Here is a 17925-nt window from a genome sequence, read left to right as displayed (position 1 = left end):
GTGATAAAAATATATCTTTAAAATCCAAGGGGAATGCAGAAAAAAAAGATAAAAACATTATCGGTAATAAAAAGAATGCTGACACAGAGGACAAAAAACAGACGCGGAACGTTGGGGATGCTTCCGGGGAGAGAAGGGCTCCGAAGGGGAATGATAAGTCCGGTTCCGTTTCTGCTTCCGATATGGAAAATATGGCCGATAACGCCAGGCCGGCATCCCAAAAACGCCCGCGTCGGAGGGGCAGGGGTGCCGCGGGACATAAGATCGGTAATGAAAAAGTTCCCAAGTTGGACGAAAAGGATGCGAAGAGTAATAGTGATATCGATACCGGTATCGATATCCATGACGAAGTTGTGGGGATGGAACCAACCGGGAGGGCGGAGGGAACGGGGCCTGACGCACCGAATAGAGATGAGCTGCCCGCCGCCCAGAAAGCGGGGCGGGGGAAGCGCAGGAAAAATCCCTACTCGTCCCTCGAGTACGGTTCCGTGCAGATGATGTCCTCGCTCCGGGGCTTCGCTCCGATGGGGATGCTCTTCGTGCTCATGGACGTCCTCAGAGGTCAGGAGGAGGGGCTGATTCACATCAATCAGCTGGCGCAGTCCCTGTCCATAGGCAAGCCCTCCCTGCTGGCCCAGCTGGAGAACCTCGAGGCTGCGGGCCTGATCCGCACGCTCTCCAGCTCCCGAATGGGGCGTCACGTCGAGCTGCTCTCCCCGAACCTGGTGCGGAACACGGGCAGCGGGGATGGTGGGGCGGAGAGTTCCCCCTTTACCGGCCTGCTGCCCGTTCCTCCCTCTGTCGTCGGAGAGGAGGCGGGGGGGCAGTTTTCCGCCTCGAAGCTGGAGGGGCTGGCGCGATATCTCCAGAGGCGCGGCGTCGAGATCGTTTACATTCCCGACGAGTCCGACCTGGACCCCCGCGTCTCTCAGATCGCGGGTTTTCTGGGAAAATATCTCTCCTATGTCCTTCCCTTTTACGAGACCCTGAAGACCACGCTGAACGAGGGGGAGGAGTTCACCTATTCCCTGGCCGGGCTGAACGGCCGCGACGTCACCCATACCCTGAACCTGTGCCGGATGCTTCGGGAGGTGGATTTCCTGGCCTCGTACGCCTACCGGCGCGCGCCCCACTACAAGATCGTGGCACGGGTCAACCGCACGCCGACGGCCATCAACTTCCTCACCGGCGGGTGGCTGGAGCACTTCATCCGCGACAAGGTGGTCTCCATCCTCACGACCCACCCCGCCACTCTGGACCTGCCCTATGCCTTCATGAAGAACCCGCGCATCGTCCTCCCGGGCGGGGAGGACTTCGAGCTCGACCTGCTGCTGAGCGTCGGGGAAAGGATATTCTGGATCGAGGCCAAGACCGGCGAGTACATGGACTTTCTGCCCAAGTACTCCCGGGTCTCCAAGGTGCTGGGGCTGAACCGCAACACGTCCATGCTGGTCAGCGTCGGGGCCTTGGCGCCGGCGGACAACCTCTCCGCCCGCTACGAGCTGAGTTGCTGCAACCTGGACGAGTTTGCGGACGTGTTCAGGATCAACCTGGTGCGGGAGCTCCAGCAGGGTTCCATCCGGCGCCGGAGGGGCTGAGGCCGGCGATGCGGAAGGACCCCGCCTTGGATGGTGGGGTCCTTCCGCCCTGCGTCCGGCTTGGCCATGCCGCCGTTTTCCTTGGGGGCCCCGTTTTGAAGCGGGGTGCTCTTCATTCGGCGCCGGGTTCCGCTCGAGAGGCGGCCTTTTCGACCAGCCGCTTCCCCAGCTCGCGGGCGTTTTGAAGGTCCTTCGGAAACTGCTCCGCGCGCTGCCTGGCCTTGTCCTTTTCGTTGAACAGGGTGACCTCGTAGCGGGAGTAGTCGCTGAACTGGTACGTGTCGTAGGCGCAGAGCGTCTCGCTGTAGCCGAAGGTGCGCTCGAGGGCGTCGGTGTTGGCCCCAAGCAGGGTGGGGTAATGAAATTGCTCCGCCAGTCCCTCCGAACAGTTCATGGTGTAGATCATCGCCGAGGGGACGGTCTTCTTCAGGACCCTCCTCTCCTCGATTCCGTAGATGAGCAGGGGGAACATCAGCCGCTCCAGAAAGGCGCGCGTCGAGGCGGTGGGACAGCCGAGATAGACCGGGCTGCCGATGACGATGACGTCCGCTATGCGCGCCTTCTCCAGGGTTGGCGTCAGCGGGTCGCGAAAGGCGCAGAGGCCGTTCGTCCTGCTGTTCTTCACCTTGCAGGCGAAGCAGCTGACGCAGCCCTTGAAGGCGGAGTCGTACAGGTGCACCAGCTCGGTCTCCGCCCCGGTCTCCCCGGCCCCCTCCATCGCGCTCTCCAGCATCTTGTGGGTGTTCCAGTTTTTGCGCGGACTTCCGTTGACAAACAATGCTTTCATGTCTTTACCCCCCTCGATTTCCCCCCCCCTCAAGGGGGGGGTATTGCCGTATCCCGCCCCCGGCATTTCCATGTGAAATCCATCGCCGCCCTGATGTGGAGCGGCCCGTGCACCGAAAAAGGCGCTGTTTGCCCAGGACCTCGACGAGCCTGCCGATATACGGGCGGAACGCTTCAGCCTTGAGGGATCGCCTTGCTCCGGGTGCATTTGCATTACCCTTTGACGTTCTCTTGACGTTCTTCCTGGGGTCAGTGTATTCTTGAAAGCAGAAAAGAACAAGTACGCAGTTTTTTCTTTCTTGAAGTCTGGGGAGGGATTCGGAGAGCTCATGAAGGCGTCAAAAGGACCTCGGGCCGGGGACTACGTGGAGCGCTGCCCGCTGCTCTACGTGATGGAGCTGATCGGCTCCAAGTGGAAGCTGCCGATACTCTGGTGCCTGAACGAGGAGGACGGTTTGCATTACAATGAGCTGAAGCGCCGCGTTCATGGGGTGACCAACACCATGCTGACGAAGTGCCTTCGTGAGCTGGAGGAGAAGGGCCTGGTCTTCCGGCATTCGCTTGGAAGCGTGCCGCCCTCCGTGACCTATCACCTGAGAGAGGACGGGAAAAGCCTTATGCCGGCCCTGGAGGGGCTGCACCACTGGGGGATGGCCTACCTGGAAAAGCGGAGGGAGGGGACATCCCGCTGCAAATGATCCGGCTTTTCGGCGTTGTTCCGCATTCCCGACGCGGCGACGGTGTCGAACGAAAAGAGGAACCGTATTCAGCCGAAGCGCTGAATACGGTTCCCTTGTGCCGCCTCCTGTGCGGCGGTTGCCTCGGAGGGCGTTTTTCCGTCAGGCTCCGCCCGTGTAGTCCGCAAAAGCAGCGGGCGCTAAGGGTTGGCCGCCGCGGGCTTGCTCGGTGTCGGAGCGGCGGAGCGGTTCTGCTCCTGCTGCCTGCGGAACTCCTCGATGCGGTTCATCCTCTCCCCGAAGAACCACGTCTTGATCTCCTGCTCCAGCTGCATCGCCCGATCATGGAGCTTGGTGGCCGCGGCCCGGTCGATGGGGGAGCGGGAGAGCGCGTCCCTCAGGTCGATCCGGAGCTTCGCCAGCTCGTTGGCCTTGGCACGGATATCCTCCGGCATGTTCGAGGCGTACCGGTCCCTCATCCCGTCCATCCCTCCGATGCAGTCCGGATGCCGGCCCTGCCGAAGGTCCCGGCCGTTGGAGAGCTCCGGCTGCAGGCAGTTCCCGATGCCGTCGTCGTAACAGCCTCCCCTGTGTCTCCTAGAGTCCCGGGCCATTGCCGTTCCGGCTGTGCCTAGCAGGCTGACGACCAATACCGCGATAACGACCTTTTTCATCAATAACGACCTCCCGTCGATTTGTCGCGGGGCTTGTCCCCCCGTTCGATGAGAACAGGATAGCTCCCCGATGTGAAGACAATGTGAATGCGGGGCGGGAAGGTCCGCGTCGGCGGTCGCAACCAGGTCTTGCATTTTTTCGAAAATGCCCTAAAATACCCTTCCAGCTTCGAAGTAAGCCGGCAAAGACCAAAAGCAAATCATTCCTCTCGCGCTGAGGCAACCTGTCCGGGAATAGGCGGAGCCGCAATACCAGGTAATCAAGCTATTTCTTGGTGTGGGGGGAATGTAGGATGGCGTCGTTGTGCCGTCGGCCGGGACTTTTCTCGGCTATTACCGTTTTGCTCGTCAGCGCCCTTATCGTCACCTTCGGGGTGGTCGACATCCGCCTGGAGTCGGGCACGCACATCGGGCTGGGACTTCCAGCCCAGGTACCTCTGCTCTTTGCGGCGATCTTCACCGCCCTGTTCGGTTTTCTCGTCCTGAAGGTCTCCTGGATCGACCTGGAACGCGGCATCTGTTCCGCCGTACAGGTCTCCATTCAGGCCATCCTGATCCTCGTCCTCGTGGGCTGTCTGGTCGGTTCCTGGATTCACAGCGGCGTGGTCGCGACCATGATCTACTACGGGCTTGACATCATGAATCCCCACTATTTCTATTGTGCGGCGCTCCTGATCTGCATCGTCGTCTCGATCGCGACGGGGTGCTGCTGGACCACGAGCAGCACCGTTGGGGTGGCGCTGATCGGCATCAGCGCCGGACTGGGGCTCCCCCTTCCCGTCTCCGCCGGGTTCATCATCTCGGGGGCCTACTTCGGCGACAAGATGTCGCCGCTCTCCGACACCACCAACCTCGCGCCCGCCGTCTCGGGCAGCGAGCTCTTCGATCACATCCGCGCGATGATGTGGACGACCCTGCCCACGCTGCTGATCGTCGTGGTCATCTCCCTCCTCATGGGCAGCGCCGTCCGGGAGATGGACAACAGCCGTGTGGAGCTGATCCAGGGCATGATGAGGGCGGAGTTCCGCATCTCCGCCTGGGGCATCGTCCCCCCCGCGGTCATCCTGGTGATGGCACTGTTGAAGATCCCCGCCATCCCCGGCATCGTCGGCGGGCTCTGCGCCGGATTGCTGCTGTCCCTGTTTCAGGGCGCCTCGCTTCACGAGGCCCTGAAGGTCTTCTTCTATGGCTACGAGCCGTCTCAGCTGAGCGCCTTCGCCGCGGCGGCGACGCCGGAGGCGGTCAATGCGGCCGCAGCCGGAGCCGGGACGCTGTTCGCGTCGGTTCCGGACCCGGCCGAGTTCGCCAAGGTCGGCGGGCTTTTGACGCGGCTCTTCACGCGCGGAGGGATGACCTCGATGCTGGAGACGATCTGCCTGATCGTGGTGGCGCTCTCCCTGGGGGGCATCATGGAGGCCTGCGGCTTCCTGGACGTGATTCTGGAGGCCCTGATGCGCCGCGTCCGCTCCGTGTTCGGGCTCATCGCGTCGGTGATCGCGTCCTCCTTCGTGGCCAACGTGTTCCTGAGCGAGCAGTACCTTGCGATCATCGTCCCGGGGCGCATGTTCCGCAGGGCGTTCGACGAACGCTCCTGGGACGGGCGCAGGCTGGCGCCCTCCATGCTCTCCCGCTCGCTCGAGGACAGCGGCACCATGACCTCCGTCCTTGTGCCCTGGAATACCTGCGGAGTTTACGTCAGCGCCGTTCTGGGCGTCCCCACCCTGGCCTACGCGCCCTACTGTTTCCTGAACTGGCTGAACCCCATCATCGCCCTTGTGATGACCTGGCTGGGGATCGCCGTCGTCTGGCGGCACGGGGACCAGCCCCACGCCGCCCCGGGGGCCCTGCCGGCGGACCCCTGAAAAAGCCTTGACAGATTCGTTCCGAATCTATAAAATACTCCAGCATTGAAGACCGCGTGGGGCATGGAAGCCCTTGGGTTTTCGATTGGCTCCACAACTTGTTTTTTGGCTCGAAAGGAGGTCCGCACCGATGTCTTGCAGCGTTCGTATCGTTCTCGCTCTTATTATTCGGCAGCTTATTCGCGGGTCCTCTTTGGGAGCGGTCGGCGTTTAGGCGTCGTTGTCGAAAAGCCTCCAAAGCCGGGACCCCTTGAGGGTCCCGGCTTTTTTCGTTATTTGGAAGATTTCGGATGCGTTCGGGGCGGAGGGCCCCGGAACGGCGTCGAATATTCGGAAAAAGAGGTGTCGGTATGTCGGGTAACTCGGATTCCAGGTGGGGTGTGTGTTGTTCCGTCGCGTTCGTGTGGTTTGCGACGCATTTTGGCGGAGGGTTCGCCAGCGGAAGGCAGTTGGTCGATTTTTACGTCAAATATGGGTGGTACGCGGTGTTTACCCCGATCCTGTCGGTCGGGCTCATCGCGCTGGTGCTCTGGTGCGCGTGGCAGTTTGCGGTCCGGCACGGGGTTTATGATTATCACAGCTGGAGCGTGCGGTATTTCGAGCCGTTGGGTTGGCTGGAGCCCGTATTTTCCATGCTGATCGAGGCCATGTACCTGATCATCCTCCTGCTCGCGACGGGGGTTGCCTTCGCGACGGGCGGAACGGTCCTGAACCATATATTCCCGGACGTTCCCTATCATGTGGGCACCGTGGGGCTGGCCGTCCTGATCCTCTCCCTCACCATCTGGGGGTCCGGGACGGTGCGCAAGGCCTCCACGGTCATGTCCCTGCTGATCATCGCGGGGATGCTGGTCATCTACAGTTCGAACCTCGTCGCCAACTTCCCGCGGCTTCTTCAGGTGATGCGGGAGCTCCCCGAGGCCGAGGGCGGTTTCTGGCCGGCCCTGTGGCAGAGCGTCAAGTACGCGGCGCTCCAGTGTTCGCTGGTGGGGGCCTACACCGCAGTGGCGGACGGACTCAGGACCGCCCGCGACGTGAACCGCACCACGCTCCTTGGCTTCTGCGTGAACGCGGGAATGTTGACGCTCGCCAGCGTCGGAGCCCTTCTTCACTTCCCCGCCATCCTCTCCGAGCGTGCCCCGGTGACCTATATCACGCAGCATGGGGGCGGTGGAGCGCTCGGCGTGGTCCTGGTCTCCGCGCTCATCCTGCTGGCCGTGGTGTCGACCGGCGTCGGCCTGATCTACGGCAGCACCCGCCGCATCACCGCGTGGTGGAGCGCCCGAACGGGGAGGCCCGCCTCCCGGAAGGTGGACGTCGCCGCATCCGCGGTCTACGTCGTGGCCTCGTGGTGTGTGGCCAGCTATGGGCTGATCCCCCTGATCGCCAAGGGGTATGCCTGGGTTGGGGCGATGTCGGCCCCGTTGATCGTCGCTCCGATCCTCCTGGTAGCGCTCTGGCGGGTTCTGCGCACCCTTCGGGCGCCCGAGGCGGCCCCGGAAGCATAGAGCGCCGGAAGCGCTGCGGAGGAGGGGGCATGAACAAGAGGAACGGGCTCCCGCCGGGAGCCCGTTCCTCAGTCTTTCCGAGACGGGTTTGTGTTATTTCAGATAGGTTTGCTGCGCCAGGGAGCCCTGAATCTCCTTCGTGGGGATCTCGAACGTGCAGGTCCCCATGGAGTAGGGCGCCACGGTCCCCTGGTTGAAGACGAGGACGAGCTTGCCGCTCTCGATGTAGAAGGGCTGGTCCTTGCCGATTTCGAAGTTCTTCTCCAGCTCGTCCAGGAAGTAGGACTTCGACTCGTCCTTCTTCATCTGCTCCTTCATCTGGGCCTTGACAATGCCGCTCAGGACCTTGGAGTAGCCGTCGTCCTTGAAGAGGTCCGAGAGGGCAAGCTCCCGGCCGGTTCCGAGGTCGATGGTCTCGTAGCGGACGACGGTCTCGGACGAGGCCATGGCCTCGGTCCTGCTGTGCTCCAGCGTCAGCAGGCCGTCCCCGTACGCGGCCACCTTGCTGACGGCCGTCAGCGCATAGTTCTTGGACCCCTCCGCCTTCAGCTCCGCCATCTTCGACATGAAGTCCCTGTAGAGGGCCACGGAGGCCTCCAGGCTGCGGGCGTTCACCGCCGCCTCCAGATCGGCGTTGCCCGTCCCGACGAGGATCGGGATCTGGATCGAGGCGTCGAACCCCTCCTCCTGGTGCGTGAGCATCGAAAAGGTCAGCGAGGGGGCGACGTCCGGGCTTGCCGCGTAGGCCATGCTCCCGCCGAAGAGAAATGCCGCCGCGGCCAGCAGCGCCGCCGCAATTTTGAACCGACTTCCGATCATGTTAAAAACTCCTTTCCTGAATGGGCCGCGCCACAGGTAAACGGCAAAGAGGCTCTTCTCCAAATACTACGCGTTTCAGTGTAACGTCGATTCCTTTGAGGGGAAGGAGGGGTTGTACGGGGTATTCGCTCGGTAGAAACGACGGAAGTGCGGCATGGAACGGGAGCATCTGCTACAATAAAAACAGGGAATGGGTTGCGCCGAGGATGGGTTTGAGGCCGTTCGGGCCGGCCTTGGCGAGGTTTTTTGAGGGCGGCGGAGGGGAGGTGGGCCGCGTGACCTGATGTCCGAATGCCGTTTGAGCGGCCCTGCGGGGAGCGTCGCTCTCCGTTCGATCCGCGTGTCGTTTTTCCGTTGTCTCCCCCGCGGCGGCGGGCCTCGGGATGCCCGCGCCCCGCCGCATTCGCTTCGTTGCTTGAATGGAGGTCGGTTCTTATGGATAAGCTGCTGACGTCCCGCCATGGGCCCTGGGTGACCGGCGGGATTCTGGGGCTCCTCGCCGTGCTGCTGGTCAAGCTCGGCAACCCCGGCAACATGGGTTTCTGCGTCGCCTGCTTCACGCGCGACATCGCCGGCGCGCTGGGCCTGCACCGCGCGGCCGTGGTGCAGTACCTTCGCCCGGAGATCCCGGGCTTCATCCTGGGGGCGTTTTTCTCCTCCCTGGCGTTCCGGGAGTACTCGCCCCGCGGCGGGTCCTCGCCCGTCGTTCGCTTCTTCCTCGGAATGTGCGCCATGTTCGGCGCGCTCGTCTTCCTGGGCTGCCCCTGGCGGGCCTACCTGCGCCTTGCGGGCGGCGACTGGAACGCCCTTTATGGCATCGGGGGCCTGATCGTGGGCATCCTGATCGGCATCGCCTTCCTGTGGAACGGGTTCAGCCTCGGCGCGGCCGAGCGCAACCCCAGGGCGGCGGGCCTCGTCCTTCCCGTGATGGCGGTGGCGCTGCTGGCGTTCGCCGTCCTCAAGCCCCTGTTCGGTCCCGAGGGGACGGGGCCGATCTTCTTCTCGGAGAAGGGGCCGGGCGCGCAGCACGCGCCGCTGTACGCGTCGCTGGCCGTCGGGCTCGTCGTCGGCTGGCTGGCGCAGCGCAGCCGCTTCTGCACCGTCGGGGCCCTGCGCGACCTTTTCATGATGGGGGACGGGCACCTGTTCAAGGGGATCCTCGCCTTCACCGTCGTCGCCTTCGCCGCGAACTACGCCCTCGGCTACTTCCACCCCGGCTTCGAGAAGCAGCCCGTGGCCCACACTCAGGACCTTTGGAACTTCATGGGCATGGTGCTCTCCGGCCTGGCCTTCACCCTGGCGGGCGGGTGCCCGGGGCGGCAGCTCATCATGGCGGGTGAGGGCGACGGGGACGCGGCCGTCTTTGTCCTGGGGATGCTGACGGGCGCGGCCTTCGCCCACAACTTCTCTGCGGCCAGCAGCGGCGCGGGCGTCGGCCCCATGGGGATTCCGGTGACGATCATCGGGCTCGTGTTCTGTCTCGCCGTCGGGTTCGCCAGCCGGACCCGCGCGGCCTGAATCGGGAGGTGCGGGTCATGAGCGACTGCATTACGGTGAACGCTTCCGGGCTCTCCTGCCCCCAGCCCGTGATGGAGACGAAAAAAGCTTTGGCGGGTCTGAGTTTGGGGCGGGTCGAGGTGCTGGTGGACACCGCGACCTCGCGCGACAACGTCGCGCGTTTTGCGGAGAACAAGGGCTGGCGCGTGACGAAGGAGGAGCGCGACGGCGGGTTCCGGGTGATCCTGGAACGCTGAGCGGAAAAAACATCGTCTTGAGGTTACGGCCGGCTGGGGCAGGACGGAAGCACCCCGGCCGGCGTTTTTCGGTGGGAAGGGAAGGCTGAGGGGTCGCCGCCGTGGTGGTCCCCCGTGTCTGTATGGGGGAGGGGTTTGTGATGGCAGATATTCTGGAGCGGGCCCGCTCGCTTGAGGAGAGGGTCAGAGGGTGGCGGCGGCACATCCACGCTCATCCCGAACTGGGCATGGAGACCGGGGAGACGGCCGCCTTCGTGGAACGGGTGCTTGCGGAGATCGGCGTCGGGAACGTCCGGCGCTGCGCCGAAACGGGGGTCGTCGCCCTGATCGAGGGACGGCCGGGAAATCGGTGCGTGGGGCTGCGCGCGGACATGGACGCCCTGCCCGTAGAGGAGCGGAACGAACTTCCGTTTCGCTCGACCGTGCCCGGGCGCGCGCACGTCTGCGGGCACGACATCCACACGGCCTGCCTCCTGGGGGCTGCCGAGCTGCTTCAGGGGATGAGGGATTCGTTCTCCGGGACGGTGAAGCTGATCTTCCAGCCCGGAGAGGAGGGGCCCGACGGCGCGGCCGAGATGATCGCGGACGGGGTGCTGGAGGGGCCTGGGATGGACGCCGTCTTCGCGCTCCACGTCTGGCCCGACCTTCCGGCCGGGACGGTCGGGATACGGCGGGGGGCGGTGCTGGCCGGGGCGCAGTCCATCCGCATCCGCATCGCGGGGCGTCAGGGGCACGCGGCCCATCCGCACCGCTGCGTCGACCCGATCCTGATCGCTGGCCATATCGTCTGTGCGCTTCAGTCGGTGGTGTCCCGCGAACTTTCGCCGCTCGAGACCGGGGTCCTGACCCTGGGGCAGATCCACGGCGGAACGGCGGGGAACATCATCCCGGAGGAGGTCGTGATCGACGGAACGGTGCGCGCCCTTTCGAAGGACGTCGGAGCCCGCATCCTGGAGTCCGCCCGGCGCATCGTCGAGGGGACGGCGGCGGCACTGCGCGGCAGGGCGGTCCTGGAGGCTCCCATCGGGCTGCCGCCTGTGGTGAACGACGACGCCCTGTTCGATCGGATGACCGGGGTCTTCACGGAACTGTTCGGCACCGAGAGCGTCAGGACCCTGCCCGAGCCCTCCATGGGCGGGGAGGACTTCGCGCTCTTCCTGGAACGCGTGCCCGGCGCGCACTTCCGGCTTGGGGTGGGGGCGGAAGGACGCCCGGCCTATCCCCTGCACTCCCCGGATTTCTGCGCGGACGAATCGGGATTTTCCCTGGGGGTCGCCGGCCTGGCCGCCCTGGCTCTGGACGTGCTGGAAGGCCGATGAATACGGCTGAGGAACGGGGAAATCGGGTCCAGCGGGTTCTCCTGATCGTCCTGGCCTGCAACCTGCTGGTCTCGGCGGCGAAGATCGCCGTCGGGCTGGCCGCGAACCTCCAGTCCGTGCTGGCGGACGGCTTCCACTCGATCTCCGACGGGTTCTCCAACGTGATCGGGCTCATCGGGGTCGCGGCCGCGAAGCGTCCCAGCGACGAGGGCCATACCTACGGGCACTCCCGTTACGAGACGCTGGCGAGCCTGGCGATCGTGGCCCTGATGGCCTACCTCGGGATCTCGATTCTGGTGCGGGGCGTCCGCAGCCTGGGCCGGACCGATTTCCGCGTCCCCTCCGTCGGGGAGTTCGCGGCGGTAGCCGGGACCCTGCTCCTCAACATCCTCACGGCTTGGCTGGAGGACCGGGCCGGGCGGCGTCTGAAGTCCTCCATTTTGCGCTCGGATGCGCGGCACACCCTGTCCGACATCTTCGTCACCTGCGGAGTCCTGGTCTCCATGGCCCTGATCACCTTTTTTGGGGCCCCGGCCTGGGTGGATTCCGCGGTTTCGGTTGTGATCGCGCTGGTCATCTTCGGTGCGGCTTATCGGATCTTCAGGGAGGCCTCGGACGAGCTGACGGACCACATCGCGGTGGACCCCCGGGAGATCGAGGCGATCGTCCGGACCGATCCCGATGTCCGCGGGGTGCATAAGATCCGATCCCGCCGTTCCGGGGACATGATCTACGCCGATTTTCACGTGCAGTGCGACCCGGAGATGCCCCTGAGGGAGGTCCATGCCCTGACGCACCGATTGGAGGCGCTCCTGAACGAGCGGCTGGAAACGCGCATCAGCTGCGTCATCCACCCGGAGGCGGAGAGGAGAAGCGGGAGGAGCGATTGACGGAGTGCCCTCTGGATACAGGCTTACGCTGTTCCCGGTAAGGTTGCCCTCATGGGCCGTATACTATATGTTTCCCGGTAGCAACAAGGCTATTGATATCGTCATAGGCGTTCTCCAGACGCTCCTGATGGTATTGAAAGTAGCCGTCGTAAATTTCCCCGGTAATGCCTTTCTCGTCCCATTCACGAAGGACATCGCCGGTTGAGCGGTCATATTTGCTTGCATATCGTTCTATCAGGAACAGAAAGAACTTCATTTCCTCCGTCATATCACTCACTCCTTAGATATGCCGAATTGCGGGGATCTCCGGTAACCCTTTCCGATTCCCACATGTCGAAAATCGCTCTCTCCGAGAATTCCCACATCGCCAGGTCCGCGTTTTCCAGCATGCTGTGTGTTTCCGATGTCAGGAATGTCCTTGCAGCCTCCATTTGAGCCATGCCATATTTATCCATGATGCGCTGAATGATGTTTTTGTTGTAGTAATCCAACAAAGAATTCCGCATCCTTGTCATGGAAGGTTCACCCCCCTGAAATTCAGCAGCACGAGAGCCTCTTCGGTCTTGAATGTATACTGGTCCTTCAGTTTCTGCGGAAGAAGGCGCTTGATCGTCTCTTCCTCGTCGTACATTCCATCGAGGTACAGGTCGATAACCGATGCTGTCCGGTCATCAGCGACGGGCCCGGATACGATATCCCAATCCACCGGGATCGGTTCGCCTTTTCTGTTCTTGACGACAAAGCGCAGCCATTCGACGTCAGGGGTGTTGAATCGCAGCATGCGAAGATGGCTCATCTCCGTTTCGTCGACTTCATAAACGCTGATATATGAATCCTTCCGATGAAGTCTCAGCGCAGTCCTTTTCGCCCACTTCGCAGCCTGTTCCAGATCGCTTGTCGTATAGAAGCCCTTTCCGAAGTCAAGTTCCCTCTGAACCTTCAAAAGCCTTGGCTCTCTGACCTCTACATTGCTCCCATGATACAGGATCATAAACTCCACCGTCCCTTCTCACGCGAACGTCTTTCCCGGCATCGACTTCTTCTCGTGCACCAGCTTGTTTGAGAGAGCCCCGTACCTCCTGGCACGGGGCTCTCTCCGCAATTCGTGGGGCGGATGTGGAATCGGCGCTTGTTTTAGAGCATATTGATGAAGATGCCCGCCAGGATGACGGAGGTGATCGTCACCGTGATGAAGCCGCCCACCAGCATCTTGGGCAGCATCTGCCCCATCAGGAAATCGTACTCCTCCCGGTTCTCCGCCAGTGCCTTGGAGGCCTCGTCCGTGAGGACGTAGTTGGGGGGAAATCCGTAGAGCGCGGTGAGCGAGAGCGCCATGGACATCGGTCCGGTGTAGCCAAGCAGCTTGCCTATCAGGACCGAGCCGACCAGCAGGCCCGAGACGCCGACGACCACGACGATCGCCAGAGGGTACAGGATCTTGAGCATCATGTCGGGGGTGGCCTTGTTCAGCATGCTCATGATGAATCCCATGATTGCCGTCAGGATGAAGCCGAAGGAGCTCGCCTTGAGCAGCGGCTTGCGCTCGACGATCCCCAGTTCCGCGGCGATGGCCCCGAAGATCAGGCAGATCACCAGCGGGTGCAGCGCGTAGGCGCCGTAGGCGGGGTTCAGCCCGATCAGCCAGCTTTTGAACGAGGCCGCGGCGTAGTCGGAGACGCACGCCACCAGGGCGATTGCCGCCAGGTGCGTGAAGGTCGTCTGGTACTTCTCGGGCAGCGGGGGCAGAAGCGCCTTGCGCTTGGCCTCGCCGTCCGACGCGACGGCCTTCGCAAAGGCGCCGGGGTTCTCCTTGCGGAGCTGGAGCAGGCGCTTGCCCTCGGACTTCAGGCAGAGCGCGGTCAGCGGGTAGCCGACGAATCCCTGGACGACGTAGATGACGGTGCCCAGCACTGCGAGCTCCGTCAGCCCCTTCTTGGCGGCGGCCTCGGCCATCATGATGGCGGCGACCAGGCCCCCGGAGAGGGGCGGAGTCCCGATGACGACGGCATCCCAGCCGATCAGGGCCTTGCCGACGGTGACGAGCATCGCCACCATGCCGCCCAGGGCGGCCGCGGCGATGGCGATGGTCCTCCACTCCGCGCAGAGCTCGCGGATGCTCATCAGCGTGCCCATGTGGACGATGATCAGGTACATGGAGATGGTCGCGACGGGATTGCCCATGCCCGCTTTTTCCACGACGTCCAGCGGGAACCACCCGTACCAGAATCCCAGGAGGAACAGCAGGGCCGCGACGAACACGGACGGCACGAAGGCCTTCGTCTTCGTGGAGACGAACTCTCCGACAGCCAGGATGACGAGGACGACGAAGAAGCTCATGATGAAGGACATACGGAAAAACCCCCTTGACATATTTGCCGGAAAATATGGCATTGCATGATTATAACGCATAGGCCCTCGGTTTTCGGCGGCCCCCCCCTCCCATGCCTCCGCTTCGGGAAAAAGAGGGAATGATTGGAAAGAGGGAATGAGAGGTACAATAAAGGCGGGAAACGCGGGCCCGTCCCGAAGCGTCTTGCGCGTTCAGGCGGCCCGGAAAAGTCGATGGTAAAGGACGTGATGGCTTTGGATTCCAAAAAAACGCTGCGCTGGACGCTCTACTTCACCGGAGGCATCCTTATCGTACTGGGACTCTGGGCGATGACCTACCCCGTGGAGGCGCTGATGTCGCTGGCCTTCTCCCTGGGGGTCGGTTTCGTCCTCGCCGGCATCAATCACCTGGTCCCCTGTTTTTCGCTGCGCGGGGACCCCATGTACCCCCGATGGATGCTGGTTCAGGGGGTGCTGGACCTCCTGATCGGCATCGTCATGCTGATGCGCCTGGGGGTGACCGCCTTCATGATTCCCATCATGGTCGCGTGCTGGTTCTCCTTCACCGGCGTCGTCCGCATCGCGACCTCCTTCCGCCTGAAGTCCCTGGGGTTCGGAAAATGGTGGGCGATGCTTCTGAACGGCCTCCTGCTGGTGGTCTGCGCCTCCCTGATGCTGGCCTCGCCGTTCGTGGGCGGGATATCCGTCGCGCTGCTGATGGGGAGCGCCTTCGTCGCCTCGGGGCTCCTGATCGTGTGGGAGGCACGCGGGATCTTTGCGTGAATGCGGCGTGACTCCGCGCACGTTCTGTGATATCTTTGCAAAGGCAAGTATGACAAGATAGTATTGGGGGCGCGTCCTTCGCGGGAGGCGCGGAGGGCCGCTTGCGGCAGGGTTGGCAGTGTGGGTCGTGATCGATGTTGTCTGTGAATCGAAGGAGGTAATGTTATGGCCAGGGAACTGGAGAAGATCGAGAAGCTTTTGGGCAAGGATGCGGAGTTTTTGTTGGGGCACAAGTGCGCTACCGTGGATTCCGGGATGCTGTCCCTGCCCGGGCCCGACTTCGTGGACCGCGTCTGGTCGATTTCGGACCGTCCCGTCCCCGTCCTGCGCTCGCTGCAGGCGCTGTTCGGACACGGACGGCTGGCGGGTACCGGCTACATCTCCATCCTTCCCGTGGACCAGGGAATCGAGCACTCCGCGGGGGCCTCGTTCGCCCCGAACCCGATCTACTTCGACCCCGAGAACATCGTCAAGCTCGCCATCGAGGCGGGGTGCAGCGCCGTCGCCAGCACGCTGGGCGTCCTGGGGGCGGTCGCGCGGCGCTACGCGCACAAGATCCCGTTCGTCCTGAAGCTGAACCACAACGAGCTGCTGTCCTACCCCAACAAACACGACCAGGTGATGTTCGCCTCCGTGGAGCAGGCGTGGAACATGGGCGCCGTCGCCGTCGGGGCCACGATCTACTTCGGCAGCGACGAGTCCACGCGTCAGATCCAGGAGGTCTCCGAGGCCTTCCACCACGCCCACGAGCTGGGCATGGCCACCATCCTGTGGTGCTACCTGCGCAACTCCGCGTTCAAGACCAAGGAGAAGGACTTCCACGTCTCCGCGGACCTGACGGGGCAGGCCAACCACCTGGGCGTCACCCTCGAGGCGGACATCATCAAGCAGAAGCTGCCCGAGAACAACGGCGGCTACACGGCGCTTTCCTTCGGAAAGACCTCGAAGGACGTCTACGAGAAGCTGACGACCGAGCACCCCATCGACCTGACCCGTTACCAGGTGCTGAGCTGCTACGCTGGACGGGCGGGCCTGATCAACTCCGGCGGCGCGTCGAGCGGCGATACGGACATGGCCGAGGCGGTGCGCACCGCGGTCGTCAACAAGCGCGCGGGCGGCATGGGGCTGATTCTGGGCCGCAAGGCCTTCCAGCGCCCGATGAAGGACGGCGTGCAGATCATCAACGCCGTGCAGGACGTGTACCTGTCCAAGGAGGTCACGATCGCGTAGCGCTGCTCCCTCCCGGAGGAAAGCGCCTCGCGATGAGGGCATCGCAGTGAAAAGCCTCAAAGTGAAAAGCCTCAAAGGGAGGAGGCGTCCCGTCTCGGGACGCCTCCTCCCTTTTGGGATCGAGGTATCGAAACCCTGCGCCTGGAGGAAATGAGCCTCGAATCGGTCACCTCGTGATCTCGTTTTCGTGATAGAGCTGGTAGTAACGACCCCTTTTCGCGAGCAGCCGGTCGTGAGACCCGCACTCCACAATCCTTCCCTGCTCCAGGACCACGATGCAGTCCGCATTACGGACCGTGGAAAGCCTGTGGGCGATCACGAATGTCGTCCGCCCTTCCATCAGCGCGTCCATCCCCTTCTGAACGGTTCGCTCCGTCATCGCGTCGATGGAGGAGGTCGCCTCGTCCATGATGAGCACCGGAGGATCCGCGACGGCGGCCCTGGCGATCGCGAGGAGCTGCCTCTGGCCCTGCGACAGGTTCGCACCGTCGCCGGACAGCAGCGTGTCGTATCCGTTCGGCAGGCGTCGAATGAAGCTGTCCGCGCCGACCATCCCGGCCGCCTTCCGGCACTCCCCGTCGGAGGCGTCCAGCTTTCCGTAGCGGATGTTCTCGAGGACGGTCCCGGAGAACAGGTGCGTATCCTGCAGGATCATGCCCAGCGACCGCCGAAGGTCCGGCTTTTTGATCCTGTCGACGTCGATGGAGTCATAACGGATTTTTCCGCCCTGCACGTCGTAGAATCGGTTGATCAGGTTGATGATCGTGGTCTTTCCGGCGCCGGTAGAGCCGACGAACGCGATCTTTCTGCCGGGCTCCGCGTCGATGTCGATATTGTGGAGCACCATCTTGTCGTCGGTGTAGCCGAAGTCCACGTTGCGGAAGGTCACCCTGCCCTCCAGCGGCCGGAGAAGGGCTCTCCCACCCTCCCGCGCCTCCCTCCAGGCCCAGATACCCGTCCTCTCCTCGCTTTCCTCCAGGGTCCCGTCAGGAAGCCGACTGGCGTTGACCAGCTCCACATGGCCCTCGTCCCTTTCGGACGGCTCGCCCAGCATCTTGAAGATGCGCCCGGCGCCCGCGGCAGCCTGGATCAAGGAGTTCATCTGCTGGCTGATCTGTGTGATCGGCCGCGTGAAATTCTTGTTCAGCGTGAGGAAGGACACCAGCGTCCCAAGCGTCATGCCGAAGTTCCCGGACAGGGCCATCACTGCGCCGAGCCCTGCGCAGAGGACGTAGGCGATGTTCCCGATATTGGAGTTGACCGGCATCATGATGTTGGAGTACCGGTTCGCCGTCGTGCCGCTCTTCCTGAGCCGTTCGTTGAGCTCCCGGAACCGCCTGAGCGACTCCTCCTCGTGGCAGAACACCTTGACGGCCCTCTGCCCCTGGATCATCTCCTCGATGTAGCCGTCCACGGCTCCCAGGTCCTCCTGCTGCCCGGAGTAGTGCCGTCCCGACACGGAACCGAGCCTCGAGGTCACGAACAGCATCACCGTCGCCATCGCGACGGAGAGGAGCGTGAGCGGGATGTCCAAAACGACCATGCTGAAAAAGGTCATGACCAGTGTCGTCAGGGAGTTCAGGAACTGCAGCAGGACCTGGTCCATGAACTGGCGCAGGGTGTCGACGTCGTTCGTGTAGACGGACATGATGTCCCCGTGGGGGTGGGAATCGAAGTAGCGGATGGGCAGGGTCTCC

Annotated in this window: 18 protein-coding genes; 10 read left to right on the top strand and 8 right to left on the bottom strand. The window is 63.1% G+C overall.

Translation table 11 applies throughout. The annotated features are described in order from the left end of the window. The first annotated feature begins 287 nt into the window (after positions 1–287). Positions 288–1598, top strand: coding sequence for a hypothetical protein (locus tag ABLA28_RS02885; protein WP_347712428.1), 1311 nt, complete (start codon positions 288–290; stop codon positions 1596–1598). A 112-nt stretch (positions 1599–1710) separates the two neighbouring features. On the opposite strand, the gene ABLA28_RS02880 is transcribed toward ABLA28_RS02885, so the two are convergent. Beyond that, positions 1711–2385, bottom strand: a complete 675-nt coding sequence (locus ABLA28_RS02880) for a flavodoxin family protein (RefSeq protein ID WP_347712427.1) — start codon at positions 2383–2385, stop codon at positions 1711–1713. Positions 2386–2713: 328 nt separating this feature from the next. Here ABLA28_RS02880 and ABLA28_RS02875 point away from each other — a divergent pair, with 328 nt between their 5' ends. Then, positions 2714–3082: a helix-turn-helix domain-containing protein gene (locus ABLA28_RS02875; RefSeq protein WP_347712426.1), complete on the top strand. Its 369-nt coding sequence runs from the start codon at positions 2714–2716 to the stop codon at positions 3080–3082. A gap of 179 nt (positions 3083–3261) precedes the next feature. Here the strand turns inward: ABLA28_RS02875 and ABLA28_RS02870 are convergent, their stop codons facing one another. Then, complete coding sequence (locus tag ABLA28_RS02870) at positions 3262–3735, bottom strand: hypothetical protein (protein ID WP_347712425.1); 474 nt, start codon at positions 3733–3735, stop codon at positions 3262–3264. Between the two features lie 293 nt (positions 3736–4028). Between ABLA28_RS02870 and nhaC the strand changes: the two genes are divergently transcribed. After that, positions 4029–5597 (top strand): Na+/H+ antiporter NhaC, encoded by a 1569-nt coding sequence (gene nhaC, locus ABLA28_RS02865; protein WP_347712424.1) that lies wholly within the window; start codon positions 4029–4031, stop codon positions 5595–5597. A gap of 350 nt (positions 5598–5947) precedes the next feature. Then, positions 5948–7105, top strand: a complete 1158-nt coding sequence (locus tag ABLA28_RS02860) for a hypothetical protein (RefSeq protein WP_347712423.1) — start codon at positions 5948–5950, stop codon at positions 7103–7105. Between the two features lie 93 nt (positions 7106–7198). Here ABLA28_RS02860 and ABLA28_RS02855 read toward each other — a convergent pair whose 3' ends face one another. After that, entirely contained in the window at positions 7199–7924 is a 726-nt protein-coding gene (locus ABLA28_RS02855; RefSeq protein ID WP_314715998.1) for an RsiV family protein, read from the bottom strand. A 435-nt stretch (positions 7925–8359) separates the two neighbouring features. On the opposite strand from ABLA28_RS02855, the gene yedE reads away from it, so the two are divergent. The 4 genes from yedE (at position 8360) to ABLA28_RS02835 (ending at position 11887) form a co-directional block, all read left to right on the top strand. Continuing rightward, the gene (yedE, locus tag ABLA28_RS02850; RefSeq protein ID WP_314715996.1) at positions 8360–9442 is read left to right on the top strand and encodes a YedE family putative selenium transporter; all 1083 of its coding nucleotides are present in this window, start codon (positions 8360–8362) and stop codon (positions 9440–9442) included. A 17-nt stretch (positions 9443–9459) separates the two neighbouring features. Continuing rightward, positions 9460–9678 (top strand): sulfurtransferase TusA family protein, encoded by a 219-nt coding sequence (locus ABLA28_RS02845; RefSeq protein WP_347712422.1) that lies wholly within the window; start codon positions 9460–9462, stop codon positions 9676–9678. 140 nt (positions 9679–9818) lie between these two features. Then, positions 9819–10997 (top strand): M20 family metallopeptidase, encoded by a 1179-nt coding sequence (locus ABLA28_RS02840; RefSeq protein WP_347712421.1) that lies wholly within the window; start codon positions 9819–9821, stop codon positions 10995–10997. Beyond that, positions 10994–11887: a cation diffusion facilitator family transporter gene (locus ABLA28_RS02835; RefSeq protein ID WP_347712420.1), complete on the top strand. Its 894-nt coding sequence runs from the start codon at positions 10994–10996 to the stop codon at positions 11885–11887. Before ABLA28_RS02840 ends, ABLA28_RS02835 begins: the two co-directional genes overlap by 4 nt. 49 nt (positions 11888–11936) lie before the next feature. On the opposite strand, the gene ABLA28_RS02830 is transcribed toward ABLA28_RS02835, so the two are convergent. The 4 genes from ABLA28_RS02830 to ABLA28_RS02815 form a co-directional block, all read right to left on the bottom strand. Continuing rightward, positions 11937–12155 carry a DUF3791 domain-containing protein gene (locus ABLA28_RS02830; protein ID WP_347712419.1) on the bottom strand — a complete coding sequence of 73 codons (219 nt, stop codon included), beginning with the start codon at positions 12153–12155 and terminating at the stop codon, positions 11937–11939. Between the two features lies 1 nt (position 12156). Beyond that, the gene (locus ABLA28_RS02825) at positions 12157–12378 is read right to left on the bottom strand and encodes a hypothetical protein (protein ID WP_347712418.1); all 222 of its coding nucleotides are present in this window, start codon (positions 12376–12378) and stop codon (positions 12157–12159) included. Between the two features lie 20 nt (positions 12379–12398). Next, complete coding sequence (locus ABLA28_RS02820) at positions 12399–12878, bottom strand: DUF3990 domain-containing protein (RefSeq protein ID WP_347712438.1); 480 nt, start codon at positions 12876–12878, stop codon at positions 12399–12401. 143 nt (positions 12879–13021) lie between these two features. Next, entirely contained in the window at positions 13022–14236 is a 1215-nt protein-coding gene (locus tag ABLA28_RS02815; protein WP_347712417.1) for a hypothetical protein, read from the bottom strand. A gap of 234 nt (positions 14237–14470) precedes the next feature. Between ABLA28_RS02815 and ABLA28_RS02810 the strand changes: the two genes are divergently transcribed. Together ABLA28_RS02810 and ABLA28_RS02805 are read left to right on the top strand one after the other, a co-directional pair. After that, positions 14471–14998, top strand: a complete 528-nt coding sequence (locus ABLA28_RS02810; RefSeq protein WP_347712416.1) for a DUF308 domain-containing protein — start codon at positions 14471–14473, stop codon at positions 14996–14998. A 165-nt stretch (positions 14999–15163) separates the two neighbouring features. Beyond that, positions 15164–16228: a class I fructose-bisphosphate aldolase gene (locus ABLA28_RS02805; protein WP_299302748.1), complete on the top strand. Its 1065-nt coding sequence runs from the start codon at positions 15164–15166 to the stop codon at positions 16226–16228. Between the two features lie 166 nt (positions 16229–16394). On the opposite strand, the gene ABLA28_RS02800 is transcribed toward ABLA28_RS02805, so the two are convergent. Beyond that, a partial coding sequence (locus ABLA28_RS02800) for an ABC transporter ATP-binding protein (protein WP_347712415.1) occupies positions 16395–17925 on the bottom strand: 1531 nt, incomplete at its 5' end.

This window comes from uncultured Fretibacterium sp. (assembly GCF_963544685.1).
Classification (GTDB): Bacteria; Synergistota; Synergistia; order Synergistales; family Aminobacteriaceae; genus CAJPSE01.
This window is presented reverse-complemented; position numbering and strand designations above follow the sequence as displayed.